Genomic DNA, 14,445 nt, shown 5'->3' on the forward strand with positions numbered 1-14,445 from the left:
GACTCAACGCGGTAGCCCTGGCTGTCCAGCTCGGCACGGCCGCCCTGGAACGACTTCTCGATCACGATACCCAGGCCAGCCACGGTGGCGCCGGCCTGTTTGATGATCGAGATCAGCGCCTGCGACGCCTTGCCGTTGGCCAGGAAGTCGTCGATCACCAGCACGCGGTCGCTGCTGTTGAGGTGGCGTGGCGAGATGGCCACGGTGTTCTCGGTCTGCTTGGTGAAGGAGTACACCGAGGCAGTCAGCAGGTTCTCGGTCAGGGTCAGCGACTGGTGCTTGCGCGCAAAGATCACCGGTACGCCCAGCTTCAGGCCAGTCATCACGGCCGGGGCAATGCCCGAGGCTTCGATGGTGACGATCTTGGTCACGCCGGCGTCGGCGAACAGGCGGGCGAACTCGTCACCGATCAGCTGCATCAGCGCCGGGTCGATCTGGTGGTTGAGAAACGCGTCGACTTTAAGAACCTGGTCGGAAAGCACGATGCCTTCTTCGCGAATCTTCTGATGCAGTGCTTCCACTTTGTTTTCCTCGATGTAGCAAAGGTCGCCGCAAATAGCGGCAAAGTTAAAGAGTAATGGTTGATCAGCGTTTGAGCATTGCCCGGATATCGGCCAGGGCGTTGTTGCCGCGTGCGGCCTTTACCTCGACCGGCGCATCGTCCAGGCCCTCCCAGGCCAGGTCGTCCGGAGGCAGTTCGTCAAGGAACCGGCTGGGCGTGCAGTCGATGATTTCACCGTACTGCTTGCGCTTGGCAGCGAAGGTGAAGGCCAGGGTCTGGCGCGCGCGGGTGATGCCCACGTAGGCCAGGCGGCGTTCCTCTTCGATGGTGTCGGCCTCGATGCTGGAGCGGTGCGGGAGGATTTCCTCTTCCATGCCCATGATGAACACGTACGGGAACTCCAGGCCCTTGGAGGCGTGCAGGGTCATCATCTGCACACCTTCGGCGTTTTCTTCCTCTTCCTGCTGGCGCTCGAGCATGTCGCGCAGCACCAGCTTGCCGATGGCATCCTCGATGGTCATGTCACCCTCTTCGTCCTTCTCAAGGGTGTTTTTCAGCGCTTCGACCAGGAACCAGACGTTGCTGATACGGAACTCCGCCGCTTTGTCGCTGGCGGTCTGCTGGCGGATCCAGTTCTCGTAGTCGATGTCGCGGATCATCTCGTGCAGCGCGGCGATCGGGTCTTCCAGGGCAACCTTTTGGCGTACCCCGTCCAGCCAGTGCTTGAAGCGCTGCAAACGCTCGGTGTAGCGGGCGTCCAGGTGCTCGCCAAGGCCCAGCTCTTCGCTGGCGGCGTACATCGAAATGCCCCGCTCGGTGGAATAGTTGCCAAGCTTTTCCAAGGTGGTGGAGCCGATTTCGCGACGCGGTACGTTGATCACCCGCAGGTAGGCGTTGTCATCATCCGGGTTCACCAGCAGGCGCAGGTAGGCCATCAGGTCCTTGACCTCCTGGCGGCCGAAGAAGCTGTTGCCGCCCGACAGGCGATATGGCACCTGGTGGTGCTGCAGCTTCAGTTCGATCAGCTTGGCCTGGTAGTTGCCACGGTAGAGGATGGCGAAGTCGCTATAGGGGCGGTTGGTGCGCAGGTGCAGGGTGAGGATTTCCATGGCCACGCGTTCGGCCTCGGCTTCCTCGTTCTTGCAGCGGATCACGCGGATCTCGTCGCCCACGCCCATCTCGCTCCACAACTGCTTCTCGAACGCGTGCGGGTTGTTGGCGATCAGCACGTTGGCACAGCGCAGGATGCGGCTGGTGGAGCGGTAGTTCTGCTCGAGCATGACGATTTTCAAGGAAGGGTAGTCCTCCTTGAGCAGCATCAGGTTTTCGGGGCGCGCACCGCGCCAGGCGTAGATCGACTGGTCGTCGTCGCCCACCACGGTGAACTGGTTGCGCATGCCGATCAGCATTTTCACCAGCAGGTACTGGCTGGCGTTGGTGTCCTGGTATTCGTCCACCAGCAGGTAGCGCACCCGGTTCTGCCAGCGTTCGAGCACTTCGGGGTGCTCCTGGAACAGCTTGACCGGCTGCAGGATCAGGTCGTCGAAGTCCACCGCGTTGAACGCCTTGAGCGTGCGCTGGTAGTGGGTATAGACGATGGCGGCCGTCTGCTCGCGCGGGTTGCGCGCCTTTTCCAAAGCCTCGGGCGGCAGCACCAGGTCGTTCTTCCAGGCACCGATCATGTTCTTGATCTCGTCGATGCCGTCGTCGCCGGAGTACTCCTTCTGCATGATGTCCGACAGCAACGCCTTGATGTCGGACTCATCGAAGATCGAGAAGCCCGGCTTATAGCCAAGGCGTTCGTGCTCCTTGCGGATGATGTTCAGGCCCAGGTTGTGGAAGGTACATACCGTCAGGCCACGGCCTTCCCCCGGACGCAGCAACGTAGCGACCCGCTCCTTCATCTCGCGTGCGGCCTTGTTGGTGAAGGTCATCGCCACGATGTACTGGGCACGGATGCCGCAGTTCTGGATGAGGTGGGCAATCTTGCGCGTGATCACGCTGGTCTTGCCCGAACCTGCACCGGCGAGCACCAAAAGAGGGCCGCCGACGTAGTCACGGGCTTCCTGCTGCCGGGGATTGAGTCGGGACATGCTAGAAACCGGGGGTCGCCAGAAAATAGCCGCGCATTCTAACAGGCATGGGGCGGTTGTGGCGCGACCGTCTGACGTCTGAGTCAGACTTTTGTCTGTCCCATTATTAGTGCGGCTAATGCTACTAGAGGAAAAAATCATATTTGCCGCTTCCCCTCGTTTCGAGCAGGATGCACGACAAAATACGTCGGAATGCTACGGTCGCAAATGCATGTATAAAAGTGAAAATCATTTTCATTAATGCAGTAGCATAATGGCTGATATCGTTGCACCGTGAAGTCCTAAGGAGCCCGCTTGTCCACGCCTGTCGAACCTTTGCGTTTGCTGCTGTTGGCTGATGAGCCGCAATGGGCCGCCTTGTTGCACGCATGCATGCCTGCCCTGAACGGCAGTGCAGTGCTGCTGACCGCGCCTGACTGGGACGCGGTGGATAGCCTGTTCAGCCATGATCGCCAGGCCGTGGTGCTGGCAACCCCAGCCCTGCAGCCGGCACCTGGGCGCTGCGAGCTACCGACCATCCTGCTGCTCGATCACGAGCCTGAGGTGGCGCCCGGCGCGGTCAGCGACTGGCTGGTACGCGACCAGCTCAATGCCGACGCCCTGCGCCGCTCGCTGCGCCATGTGCGCGAACGTGGAGTGCTGGTGGCCACCTTGCAGCGCCTGGCCGAACAGGACCCATTGACCGGCATCGCCAACCGCCAGGGCTTTCAGGCCTTGCTGACCGCGCGGCTGGCCGAAAACGATGGCCGTGGCATTGCCTTGGGCCACCTGGACCTGGACAACTTCCGCCACGTCAACGATGCGCTCGGCCACCAGAGCGGTGACCGCCTGATTCTGCAAGTGGTGGCGCGGATGCAAAACCAGCTGGAGGCTGGCGACCAGCTGGCGCGCCTGGGCAGCGACGAGTTTGCCTTGCTGATCGACACCCGACGCGACGCCAACCGCGCCGAATGGATCGCCGAACGCATCATAGAGGCCTTGGCCGAACCCTACTGGATCGACGGCGAAAGCCTGCTGCTGGGGTGCAGCCTGGGCTTGGCCCATGCCCGCGCGCAGAGCGGCGCCGACCCGCTGATGTGGCATGCGCACATTGCCATGCGCCAGGCCAAGGGCAGCCAGGGCTGTACCTTCCATGTGTTCAACGAGCGCATCAATCGCAACGCCCGCAGCCTTGCCGACCTGGAAAGCGAACTGCGCCGTGCGCTGCGCCGTGACGAGCTGGAGCTGCACTATCAGCCGCGGCTCGACCTGGCCGATGGGCGCATCGTCGGCCTGGAGGCGCTGGTGCGCTGGCGCCATGCCGAACGCGGGCTGTTACCGCCCAGCGAGTTCGTGCCCCTGGCAGAGCAGAGCGGCCTGATCGTGCCGTTGGGCTACTGGGTCATCTCCCGCGCCTTGCGCGACATGCAGGCGCTGTGCGAGCGCGGTCTGGAGCCGTTGCACATGGCGGTAAACCTGAGTTTCCGTCAGTTCCAGGACAGCCAGCTGCTGGCCACCCTGAGTCGGCTGATCCTTGAGCATGGGGTGGACGCGCGCTGGCTGGAGTTCGAACTGACCGAAACGGCGGTGATGCGCCGCAACGAGCTGGTGCGCCAGACCATGGACGCCCTCGGCCGCCTGGGCGTGCGCTTCTCCCTAGACGATTTCGGCACCGGGTTTTCTTCGTTCGTGCACCTCAACAGCCTGCCGATCACCTTGCTCAAGGTGGACCGCAGCTTTGTTGCAGAAATGGAAATGCGCGAGGAGAACCGCAAGCTGGTGCACGCCATGATCAACCTGGCGCACAACCTCAACCTCGAGGTGGTGGCCGAAGGGGTGGAGAGTGAAGAGCAGCTGGCCTTGTTGCGCGGGTTTGGCTGTGACCAGGTGCAGGGCTTTTTGGTCAGCAAGCCGCTGCCGGTCGGGGAGCTGATCGATTTTTTGCTGAAGGTGCCTGGCCGTCAGCTGAATGTTGTCCCTTAGGGCCCTTTCGCGGGCACGCCCGCTCCCACAGGGACCCCACAATCCTGTGGGAGCGGGCGTGCCCGCGAAGAGGCCCCGGAAGTCAGGCCGAAGCAGCAGCCTCTGCACGCGCTTGCGCCTTCCCCAATAACCGTTTCATTCGCCACTCAAAGCCAAATGTCAGCGCCACTGCCGCACATGCCAGGCCCAGCGCCAGCCCCCACCAGATCCCCACGGCGCCACCGCCCAGGGTAAAGGTGAACAACCAGGCGCTCGGCGCACCCACCAGCCAGTAGCACACCAGCCCGATCAGGAAGGTGGTCTTGGCATCTTTCAGCCCACGGATCGAACCCATGGCAATCGTCTGCATGCCGTCGAACAGTTCGAACCATGCCGCCACCATCAATAACTGCACAGCCACCCGGAAGATCGCGGCAAAGGCCGGATCATTGCGGTCGATAAACAGTCCTACCAGCGCTTCGGGCAGCAGCAGGAACAGTGCGGCGAAGGCAAACATGATCATTGCCCCAAAGCCGATGCCCACGCGCCCGGCGCTGCGCGCCGCCAGCAGGTTGCCAGCGCCGTAGTACAAGCCCACGCGCATCGTCACCGCATAGGACAAGCCCGTCGGCACCATGAACGCGGTGGACACGATCTGCAGGGCGATCTGGTGCGCCGCCAGTTCGGTGCTGCCCAGCACACCCATGCACAGCGCAGCGAAGGCGAACAGGCCCACCTCCACCATGTAGGTGCCGCCAATCGGCAAGCCCAGCCGCCACAGCTCGCGCAGGGCCGGCAGCGACGGGCGCGACAGGCCTTTGCGTAGCGGGTAGGCGGCATAGGCCGAATGCCAGCGGATGTACAGCGCCAGGGCGATGGCCATGCCCAGCGATACCACTGCGGTGACCAGGCCGATGCCCATCAGGCCCAGTTTTGGCAGGCCGAACATGCCTTCGATCAACGCCACGTTGAACAGGTAGTTGAGCACCGTGCCGACCACGCTGATCACCATCACCGGGGTCGAGCGGCCCAGCGCGCTGGTAAAGCCACGCAAGGCCATGAAGGTCAGGTAGCTGGGCAGCGCCAGTGGCAGCAGGGTGAGGAATTCGGCGGCCGAGGCAACGTTTTCGGGCTGTTGCCCGAACAGCAGCAGTACTGGCTCGAGGTTCCACAGGGCCAGCGCGGCGATCATCGCCAGGCCCCAGGCCAGCCACACGCCGTTCTGTGCCAGGCGGGTGGCACCTTCGATGTCGTTGGCGCCCTTGCGGATCGCCACCAAGGTGCCGACCGCAGCGATCACGCCCAGGCAAAAGATCGACACGAACGAGTAGCTGGCCGCACCCAGGCCGCCACCGGCCAGTGCCTGTGGGCTGATACGGGCCATCATCAGGGTATCGGTCAGCACCATCAGCATATGCGCCAACTGCGAGGCGATCAGCGGCCCGGCCAGGCGCAGCAAAGCCTTGAGTTCTGTGGTGGGCGCGACATGCATGGGGGCGGTCCTTTCCTGGGAAAACAACGAAGGGCGATTCTGAGGCTTTGGTCAACTTTGTTCAAAAGGATAAAAGCGATCATTGGCATGAGTCTGACTCATGTATATATGCTTATTGATGATTAGTTTCACAGCCCGGTATGGCAGGTACCTCATGTCCCGACAGCTCCCTCCGTTGTATGCCCTGCGCGCATTCGAAGCTGCCGCGCGGCATTGCTCCTTCACCCGTGCCGGCGAAGAATTGTCGATTACCCAAAGTGCTGTCAGCCGGCATGTCCGCACGCTGGAAGAGCACTTTGCCTGTCGCCTGTTCGTGCGCAGCGGCCGCAGCCTGCAATTGACCGAAGCGGCGCGGGTGCTGTTGCCGGGGGTGCGCGAAGGCTTCGCGGCGCTGGAGCGGGCCTGCGATAATTTGCGCGGTGAAGATGACATCCTGCGCATGAAAGCCCCATCGACATTGACCATGCGCTGGTTGCTGGCGTGCCTGAGCCGGTTCCGGCACTTGCAACCGGGTAACGAAGTGCAGCTGACCAGCGCCTGGATGGACGTCGACCACGTGGACTTCAACCAGGAGCCATTCGATTGTGCGGTGCTGCTCAGTGATGGCGTGTTCCCGGCGGAGTGGGAGGTGCGCAAGCTGTTTCCAGAGTTGCTGATCCCGGTCGGCGCGCCCGACCTGCTCGACGAAGAACCCTGGGATGTGTGCCGGCTGGCCTCTATCGAACTGCTGCACCCCACGGTGGACAAGCGTGACTGGCGGGAATGGCTGGAGCGCATGGGGCTTGGCGACAAGGTTTCGCTCAAGGGCGGGCAGGTGTTCGACACCCTGGAGCTGGGCATGATTGCCGCAGCGCGGGGCTACGGGATTTCCATGGGTGATTTGCTGATGGTGGCCGAAGATGTGGCGCAGGGGCGGTTGAGCCTGCCTTGGCCGACAGCAGTGCCCAGTGGGATGGACTACTACCTGGTATGGCCGCGCACCCGGCCGGGTGGCGAGCGGTTGCGGCGCTTGAGTGACTTTCTGGCAGACGAGGTGGCGGCGATGGACCTACCGGATGTGGAAATCCTGCCGCCTCTCTGATCGCCTGTACCGGCCTCTTCGCGGGCTCGCCCGCTCCCACAGGTTTGTCGTATGCCTTGGACCGACACTGCACCTGTGGGAGCGGGCAAGCCCGCGAAGAGGCCGAGACGGTTTTACATCGAGCCCAGGTTCAACGCTTGTGCGCAAGCCTGCAGCGAGCGGCGCTCGCTCTGCGCATACAGTGCCAGCTCATCCTGCACCGGCAGCCCCAGCGCGGCTTCGAATGCATCCCGGTTGGCATTGCTGCCGTACTCGGCCTGCGCATCGTCGCCCAGGTTGGACTGGAAGATCCCCGCTGCGCTCACCGGCAGGAAGTCCTCGTACACCAATGCCTCGAAATGCACATGGCCAGCATCGATCAGCCCCTGCAGGGTGGTCGGGCGGCCTTCCTGGTCACGCGCAGCCAGGCCTTTCTCGGTGGCAAAGTAGCGGAAGTACGCCAGGCCTTGTTCACGCATCTGCGCCAGGTCATCCGGGAACTCGGCAAAGGTATCTTTGAGCAAGGCCATGTAGCGCTCGGCATTGGCTTCGGCCGGTGCGCCACCCAGGGCGGCGCGGGTGGCGTCGAGCAGCTTGTCGTACAGCTGGCGACCTTTCGGCGTCAGGGCTGCACCGCGTTGCTCGATTTCGCCAAAGCGCGCGGTGTGGCTGCCTTCGCTCCCCTGCTGGTCGCTGAACGCGACCTTTTCCTGCAAGGCCTTGAAGCTGGTCTGGCGCAGCAGGATCGGGTGGCGGCGGGTGGGCGGGCCTTCGACCACGGCTTTCGGCGGGATGCCCTTGGCCGGCATGCCGAGCTGGATCGCATCGATGTCCAGGGTGCGTGGGGTCAAGTGGTTGATGTGCGGGCCCTTGAAGGCCACCACATCGGCAATCAGGCGGTGCTGGTCGTGCAGTTGCTGGTACTGCTCGGCGGTGACGGTGGCGTCATGGTGCCAGCGGAAGGTGTGTAGCGCTTCTTGCACGAACGCTTCGGCATCGGCTGCGTTCAGGCCGCCATCGCGCTCGCACTTGGCGATCAGTTCGAGGGCGCGGGGGGTGAAGATCTGGCGCTTGGCCAAGATGCTCTGTGCCAGCTCACGCAGCTGCGGGTTGTCGATCAGCTCCAGGCGCAGCAGCGAGGTGAACACACGGAACGGGCTGACGTGCAGCGACTGCTCGTGTACCGCGCGGAAGGCGGTGGAGTGCACCGGCACACCGGCGGAGCTGAGGTCGTAGTAGCCGACCGGCTGCATGCCCATGACGGCAAACAGGCGGGCGATGGTGGCCAGTTCTTCGGCGGTGCCGACGCGGATGGCGCCGTGGCGCTCGTGGTCCAGGCGCTCGATTTCGCCGGTCCAGCGCAGGGCCTGGGCAACCTCGGGTTGCTGGGCCATGACCTGCTGGTTGATTTCGCTCACCAGCTCCAGCAGCGTGCCGTACAACGGCACTTCCTGTTTGTACATGAGCGACATGGCGGCAGAGAACTGCGCGCGAATGCTGTCTGGGCTGACGAAATCGTGGGCGGGCATCGCTAGCTTCCTGGTTGGGTTCGGACGCTTACATGAAAGCTGGGAATGCACTTGGCTCACAAGCGAAAAAAAGTGAGTGTGTCATTCCTTTTTTGATCGACCTTCAGGGCCATTGGGGCTGCTTTGCAGCCCATTCGCGGCACAAGGCCGCTCCTACAGGGGACCGCGTGCTGTTTGCAGGCGTGGCCTTGTGCCGCGAATGCGCCGCAACGCTGCCCCGGCAATCTCAAGCCTGAAGTTGCTCCTGAATCCATTCCACCAGCGCCCGCACCTTGGGCACCTCCGCCGCATGCTCGGCATACGCCAGGTAATGCGCCCCGGCACTGCGCATCGCATGGTTCCACGGCACCACCAGGCTACCCTCGGCCAACTCCTTCGCCGCCAGGTAACGCGGCACCAACGCCACCCCGCACCCCGCCTGCGCCGCGCTCAAGGCCATATAGAACGTATCGAAGCGTGGCCCGTGGTAGGCGCTGACGCTTTGCAAACCCAGCTCCAGGAACCACTCATGCCAGGCCTCGGGCCGTGAGGTGCTTTGCAGCAGCACCAGGTCGGCCAGTTCTGCAGCATCGCCCAGCGTGCGCCCGGCCAGCAGCTCCGGCGCGCACACCGGCACCACCTCTTCGCGGAACAGCTCCACGCAGGTGGCACCAGGCCAGGTGCCCTGGCCATAAAAGAACACCACGTCTGCCGAGCCCTGCAGCAGGGCGAACGGCTCCATCTCGTTGCGGATGTCCAGGTGGATGTTGGTGTGGCGTTTGCCAAAACCCTTGAGGTGCGGGATCAACCAGCGCACGCCAAAACTCGGTTGAGTGGCTACTTTCAATATCTCGGTCTGCTCGCCGTAAGTGAGCACGTAGCGGCTGGACATGTCCACCTGGGTGAGGATCTTGTTGACCTCGGCCAGGTACAGGCTGCCGGCCGGGGTCAGTTGCAGGCGCCGGCGGATGCGCAGGAACAGGTGATGGCGCAGCATGTCTTCAAGTTGCGCTACCTGCTTGCTGACGGCGCTCTGGGTCAGGTGCAGTTCTTCGGCGGCACGGGTAAAGCTCAAATGACGGGCTGCAGCTTCAAAGCACTGCAGGGCGGTCATGGAAGGCACCAGGCGTTTGGACATAGTGGTCTCTGCGGCTCAAATCATTACCTGATGGAATGATATGCGGAATAAAGGTCGTTTGTTGTACCTATGTGATCGGATTAATACTGATCCACATCATTTTTCCACCCCATCACCCGATGTAGGAGAAACACAATGGTTGCTGGATTGCTCGAGCGCCTTGGCGTTGCCGCCGAGGCTTACACCCAGGGCGACTACCCTGTTCACACGCCGATCGACGGCAGCCAGATCGCCTCGGTGAAACTGCTTGGCAAGGCCGAGACCATCGCCCGCATCGATCAGGCCCAGAGCGCCTTCGAGGCCTGGCGCACTGTGCCAGCCCCGCGCCGTGGCGAACTGGTGCGCCTGTTTGGCGAAGTGCTGCGTGAGCACAAGGCCGACCTTGGCGAGCTGGTCTCGATCGAAGCCGGCAAGATCACCCAGGAAGGCCTGGGCGAAGTGCAGGAAATGATCGACATCTGCGACTTCGCCGTGGGCCTGTCGCGCCAGCTGTACGGCCTGACCATCGCCTCCGAGCGCCCGGGCCACCACATGCGTGAAACCTGGCACCCGCTGGGCGTGGTTGGCGTCATCAGCGCCTTCAACTTCCCGGTTGCCGTATGGGCCTGGAACACCGCCCTGGCCTTGGTGGCCGGTAACTCGGTGGTGTGGAAACCGTCTGAAAAGACCCCGCTGACTGCTCTGGCTTGCCAGGCGCTGTTCGACAAAGCCCTGAAAGCCTTCGGCGATGCCCCGGCTGGCCTGGCACAACTGGTGATCGGCGGCCGTGAAGCTGGCGAAGCCATGGTCGATGACCCGCGCGTACCGCTGGTCAGCGCCACCGGCAGCACCCGCATGGGGCGCGAAGTCGGCCCACGTGTAGCTGCCCGATTCGGCCGTAGCATCCTCGAGCTGGGTGGCAACAACGCCATGATCCTGGCGCCGAGCGCCGACCTGGACCTGGCCGTGCGGGGCATCCTGTTCTCGGCGGTGGGCACCGCCGGCCAGCGTTGCACCACCCTGCGCCGCCTGATCGTGCACCGCTCGATCAAGGACGAAGTGGTTGCCCGCGTCAAAGCCGCCTACGGCAAAGTGCGTATTGGCGACCCACGCAAAGACAACCTGGTGGGCCCGCTGATCGACAAGCTGTCGTTCGACGCCATGCAGGGTGCGCTGGCCAAGGCCCGCGACGAAGGTGGCCAGGTGTTTGGTGGCGAGCGTCAGCTGGCCGACCAGTACCCGAACGCCTACTACGTATCGCCTGCCATCGCCGAAATGCCGGCGCAGAGCGACGTGGTGCGCCACGAAACGTTCGCCCCGATTCTTTACGTGCTGGCTTACGACGACTTCGAAGAGGCCCTGCGCCTGAACAACGAAGTGCCACAAGGCCTGTCGTCGTGCATCTTCACGACCGACATCCGTGAGGCGGAGCGCTTCCAGAGTGCTTCGGGCAGCGACTGTGGTATCGCCAACGTCAACATCGGCACCAGCGGTGCCGAGATCGGCGGTGCGTTTGGTGGCGAGAAGGAAACCGGCGGTGGTCGTGAGTCGGGTTCGGATGCGTGGAAAGGCTACATGCGTCGCCAGACCAACACCGTGAACTACTCGCGCGAGCTGCCGCTGGCGCAGGGTATCGTGTTCGACTGATCCATGCTGCAAGGCCGGGGGCATAGCCCCCGGTTCGCGGGGCAAGCCCGCTCCCACAGGGATCGTGCAGGTGGCACTGATCATTGTGGGAGCGGGCTTGTCCCGCGAATGGGCGGCAGCGCCGCCCCAACGCTATAAGAACAACACTGCTGGAGCCGGGCCATGTCCGAACTGCGTCAACAATGCTTGTGGGAACACGTCAGCAAACCGACCGTTGCCGCCCAGGCCCTGGCCGGTGAGCACAAGGCTGATGTCTGCGTGATCGGCGGCGGCATTACCGGCCTGTCGGCGGCCATCCATCTGCTCGAACAGGGCAAGTCGGTGATCCTGCTGGAGGCCTGGAAGATTGGCCACGGTGGTTCCGGGCGCAACGTCGGCCTGGTCAACGCCGGCACCTGGATCCGCCCCGACGACGTCGAGGCCACCCTCGGCCAGAAGCAGGGCAGCCGCCTGAACAAGGTGCTCGGCGAAGCCCCTGGCGAAGTGTTCGCCATGATCGAGCGTCTGGGCATCGACTGTCAGGCCCAGCACAAAGGCACGCTGCACATGGCGCACAACGCCACCGGCATTGCCGACCTCGAAGCCCGCCACGAACAATGGCGCCGCCGCGGTGCCGACGTGGAGCTGCTGACCGGCGCCCAATGCCAGGAATACTGCGGTACCAACAAGATTTCCGCCGCGCTGCTCGACCGCCGCGCCGGCACCATCAACCCCATGGGTTACACCCAGGGCCTGGCGGCTGCCGTGGCGCGCCTGGGTGGCAAGCTGTTCCAGCAGTCTTCGGTTGAAGGCCTGGAGCGTGATGGCGATGGCTGGCGGGTGAAGACTGCGCGTGGCTCGGTGCGCGCCGACAAGGTTGTGATTTCCACGGGCGCCTACACCGAAGGTGACTGGAGCAACCTGCAAAAGCAGTTCTTCCGCGGTTACTACTATCAGGTGGCGTCCAAGCCGCTGCAGGGCGCCGCAGCCGATAAAGTGCTGCCACACGGCCAAGGCTCGTGGGACACCCGTACCGTGCTCAGCAGCATCCGCCGCGACGATCAGGGCCGCCTGCTGCTCGGCAGCCTGGGCCGGGTCGACAACAAGCCGTCGTGGTTTGTGCGCAGCTGGGCGGACCGTATCCAGAGCCACTACTACCCGGAGCTGGGCAAGGTCGAGTGGGAAATGCACTGGACCGGCTGTATCGACTTTACCCCCGACCACCTGATGCGCCTGTTCGAGCCTGCGCCGGGGTTGGTGGCGGTTACGGGTTACAACGGGCGGGGCAACACCACAGGTACCGTGATCGGCCGTGCCTTTGCCGAGTTTCTGCTCAAGGGTGACGCGGACAGCCTGCCGATTCCGTTCTCGCCCATGAGCGGCGTGAGTGCGCCTTCGCTGCGGACTGCGTTCTACGAGTCCGGCTTCTCGCTGTACCACGCGGGGCAGTGCCTGAGGGTTGTGTTGTAAGTACTGGCCTCTTCGCGGGCGCGCCCGCTCCCACAGTGATCGCGCAGATGCTGAAACCTGTGGTGTTCTTGTGGGAGCGGGCTTGCCCGCGAAGAGGCCGGCGCAGGCTTACTTGTGCAGCCAGCTGAGGAAGCCGCCTTTCTTGATCAGGGCCGGCTTCTGCAGCAACAACGATTCCCGGCTCTGCCGCCGGAACCGCTGCAACTTGCTCAACGCCGTCTGCACTTCGCCACGCTGCTGCAAACAGCTCTTCACCTGTTCCTTTTCGATGCGGTACAGCACGCAACTGGTCAGCGTGCGGAACTCGGCGAATGAGTCATCCTCATCAATGATGCCCTCGATTCCCAGCACCTCTCCCGGCCCCATGCGCCCGGCTTCGATCCGCTTGTCGCCCTCGCGCACCGACGCCGAAACCACACCGCTGCCAATCACCAGCAAATGCTCGGAAAGCTCGCCAACTCCCAGTATCACCTGGTCCGCCAGGTACTCCACCGCCGTCATGCGCTGGCTCAGCGCGTCGCGCTCCTCATCGCTTAGCGAGCGGAACACCCGCACTTCGTCCAGCACCTCGCGCTGGCGGCTGCGCGGCGGCAGGGCCAGGTCCACGTTCCACATCACCCCGCTGGCCTCCAGGTGCCGGTGGGCAAGGTCGAACAGCTGATTGCGTGCGTCGCCCTTGGTGCCCGCGTCGGCCACGAAGCCGCTGGCCTCGTACTCCACGGACTCCAGCGTCGAGGCCTTCACCGTCACCTTCGGCTTTGGGGTCGCAAGAATGGCACTGACGCCCTGCAGGGCCTTTTCCAGCGCATCGAATACCCGCTTGGGCCGCACCTTGGCCGGCACCACCACGCTGATCGACACCCCATGCACATCGGCCGGGCGGCTGTGGTTGAGCAGCCGCGCCTTGGCCGCGACCGAGTTGGGGATCACCGCCAGGCTGCCGCTGCCGGTCAGCAAGCGCGTGGCGCGCCAGTCGATGTCCAGCACCTTGCCTTCGGTACCGTCGATGGAGATTGAATCGCCAATCTGATAGGGCCGCGTGGTGTTCAGCACGATGCCGCTGAATACGTCGGCCAGGGTGCTCTGCAGCGCCAGACCGATGACGATGGCCATCACCCCGGACGTGGCCAGCAAGCCCTTCACCGGCAGCTGCATCACATAGCCCGCGGCAGCCACGACGGCGGCCAGAAAGATCAAAGCCCCCAGCACATCCTGCAGCAACCGGCCGCCATGGCTGCCACGGGCGACCAGCAGCTGGCCGAACACCACCGTGACCGTGCGCGCGCCAAACAGCCACCAGCCGATGGCCAGTACCGTGGCCATGAGGTTGCGCGAGACATCGTCGGGCCAGGGTGGCGGTTGCAGCGGGCTCATGCCGGCAGCCACCAGCACCGAGCTGAATAGCAGGAATATCACCAGCCGCGTGCCAATGCGCCAGGCACGGCGCTGCATGGGGATGACTTGCCAGAGCATGAGGTCGAGCAAGATCAGGGCAGTACCGAGCAACAACGGGAAGGACTGGATGAACGCCAGCATGGTGGTCTCGGGGGTGAGGGTAGGGCTGTGGGTAGTAATAGAGCAGGTTGCTGCTGCAGGCAATGGGGCCTGCACCGGCCTCTTCGCGGGGTAAACCCCA

The 14,445-nt window shown here is 63.6% G+C and carries 10 protein-coding genes; 4 read left to right on the forward strand and 6 right to left on the reverse strand.

Annotated elements, in window-relative coordinates:
* Positions 1-521 (reverse strand): xanthine phosphoribosyltransferase (gene xpt, locus ACK1VC_RS04035; protein WP_449117856.1); only part of this gene is annotated, 521 nt, incomplete at its 3' end.
* Between the two features lie 64 nt (positions 522-585).
* Positions 586-2,595 carry a DNA helicase Rep gene (gene rep / locus ACK1VC_RS04040; RefSeq protein WP_016489800.1) on the reverse strand — a complete coding sequence of 670 codons (2,010 nt, stop codon included), beginning with the start codon at positions 2,593-2,595 and terminating at the stop codon, positions 586-588.
* A 294-nt stretch (positions 2,596-2,889) separates the two neighbouring features.
* Between rep and ACK1VC_RS04045 the strand changes: the two genes are divergently transcribed.
* The gene (locus tag ACK1VC_RS04045) at positions 2,890-4,557 is read left to right on the forward strand and encodes a putative bifunctional diguanylate cyclase/phosphodiesterase (protein WP_016489799.1); all 1,668 of its coding nucleotides are present in this window, start codon (positions 2,890-2,892) and stop codon (positions 4,555-4,557) included.
* 82 nt (positions 4,558-4,639) lie between these two features.
* Here the strand turns inward: ACK1VC_RS04045 and ACK1VC_RS04050 are convergent, their stop codons facing one another.
* Positions 4,640-6,028, reverse strand: coding sequence for a NorM family multidrug efflux MATE transporter (locus tag ACK1VC_RS04050; protein WP_191087103.1), 1,389 nt, complete (start codon positions 6,026-6,028; stop codon positions 4,640-4,642).
* Between the two features lie 154 nt (positions 6,029-6,182).
* Here ACK1VC_RS04050 and ACK1VC_RS04055 point away from each other — a divergent pair, with 154 nt between their 5' ends.
* On the forward strand, positions 6,183-7,109 hold the full coding sequence (locus tag ACK1VC_RS04055) for a LysR substrate-binding domain-containing protein (protein WP_016489797.1): 927 nt from the start codon (positions 6,183-6,185) through the stop codon (positions 7,107-7,109).
* A gap of 113 nt (positions 7,110-7,222) precedes the next feature.
* Here the strand turns inward: ACK1VC_RS04055 and hglS are convergent, their stop codons facing one another.
* Both hglS and ACK1VC_RS04065 read right to left on the reverse strand, forming a co-directional pair.
* Positions 7,223-8,617, reverse strand: a complete 1,395-nt coding sequence (hglS, locus tag ACK1VC_RS04060; RefSeq protein WP_023047189.1) for a 2-oxoadipate dioxygenase/decarboxylase HglS — start codon at positions 8,615-8,617, stop codon at positions 7,223-7,225.
* 226 nt (positions 8,618-8,843) lie between these two features.
* Entirely contained in the window at positions 8,844-9,734 is an 891-nt protein-coding gene (locus tag ACK1VC_RS04065; RefSeq protein ID WP_016489795.1) for a LysR family transcriptional regulator, read from the reverse strand.
* 135 nt (positions 9,735-9,869) lie between these two features.
* Here ACK1VC_RS04065 and amaB point away from each other — a divergent pair, with 135 nt between their 5' ends.
* The gene (gene amaB / locus ACK1VC_RS04070) at positions 9,870-11,360 is read left to right on the forward strand and encodes an L-piperidine-6-carboxylate dehydrogenase (protein WP_016489794.1); all 1,491 of its coding nucleotides are present in this window, start codon (positions 9,870-9,872) and stop codon (positions 11,358-11,360) included.
* A gap of 162 nt (positions 11,361-11,522) precedes the next feature.
* Positions 11,523-12,809, forward strand: coding sequence for an L-pipecolate oxidase (amaA, locus tag ACK1VC_RS04075; RefSeq protein WP_023047191.1), 1,287 nt, complete (start codon positions 11,523-11,525; stop codon positions 12,807-12,809).
* A gap of 108 nt (positions 12,810-12,917) precedes the next feature.
* On the opposite strand, the gene ACK1VC_RS04080 is transcribed toward amaA, so the two are convergent.
* Complete coding sequence (locus tag ACK1VC_RS04080; RefSeq protein WP_016489792.1) at positions 12,918-14,345, reverse strand: mechanosensitive ion channel family protein; 1,428 nt, start codon at positions 14,343-14,345, stop codon at positions 12,918-12,920.
* Positions 14,346-14,445: the final 100 nt, after the last annotated feature.

This window comes from Pseudomonas sp. XP2 (genome assembly GCF_053557975.1).

Bases quoted from the DNA above. Each gene is read 5' to 3' on its own strand.
- rep (WP_016489800.1), bottom strand. From the start codon at position 2,595: ATGTCCCGACTCAATCCCCGGCAGCAGGAAGCCCGTGACTACGTCGGC.
- ACK1VC_RS04050 (WP_191087103.1), bottom strand. From the start codon at position 6,028: ATGCATGTCGCGCCCACCACAGAACTCAAGGCTTTGCTGCGCCTGGCC.
- ACK1VC_RS04055 (WP_016489797.1), top strand. From the start codon at position 6,183: ATGTCCCGACAGCTCCCTCCGTTGTATGCCCTGCGCGCATTCGAAGCT.
- hglS (WP_023047189.1), bottom strand. From the start codon at position 8,617: ATGCCCGCCCACGATTTCGTCAGCCCAGACAGCATTCGCGCGCAGTTC.
- ACK1VC_RS04065 (WP_016489795.1), bottom strand. From the start codon at position 9,734: ATGTCCAAACGCCTGGTGCCTTCCATGACCGCCCTGCAGTGCTTTGAA.
- amaB (WP_016489794.1), top strand. From the start codon at position 9,870: ATGGTTGCTGGATTGCTCGAGCGCCTTGGCGTTGCCGCCGAGGCTTAC.
- amaA (WP_023047191.1), top strand. From the start codon at position 11,523: ATGTCCGAACTGCGTCAACAATGCTTGTGGGAACACGTCAGCAAACCG.
- ACK1VC_RS04080 (WP_016489792.1), bottom strand. From the start codon at position 14,345: ATGCTGGCGTTCATCCAGTCCTTCCCGTTGTTGCTCGGTACTGCCCTG.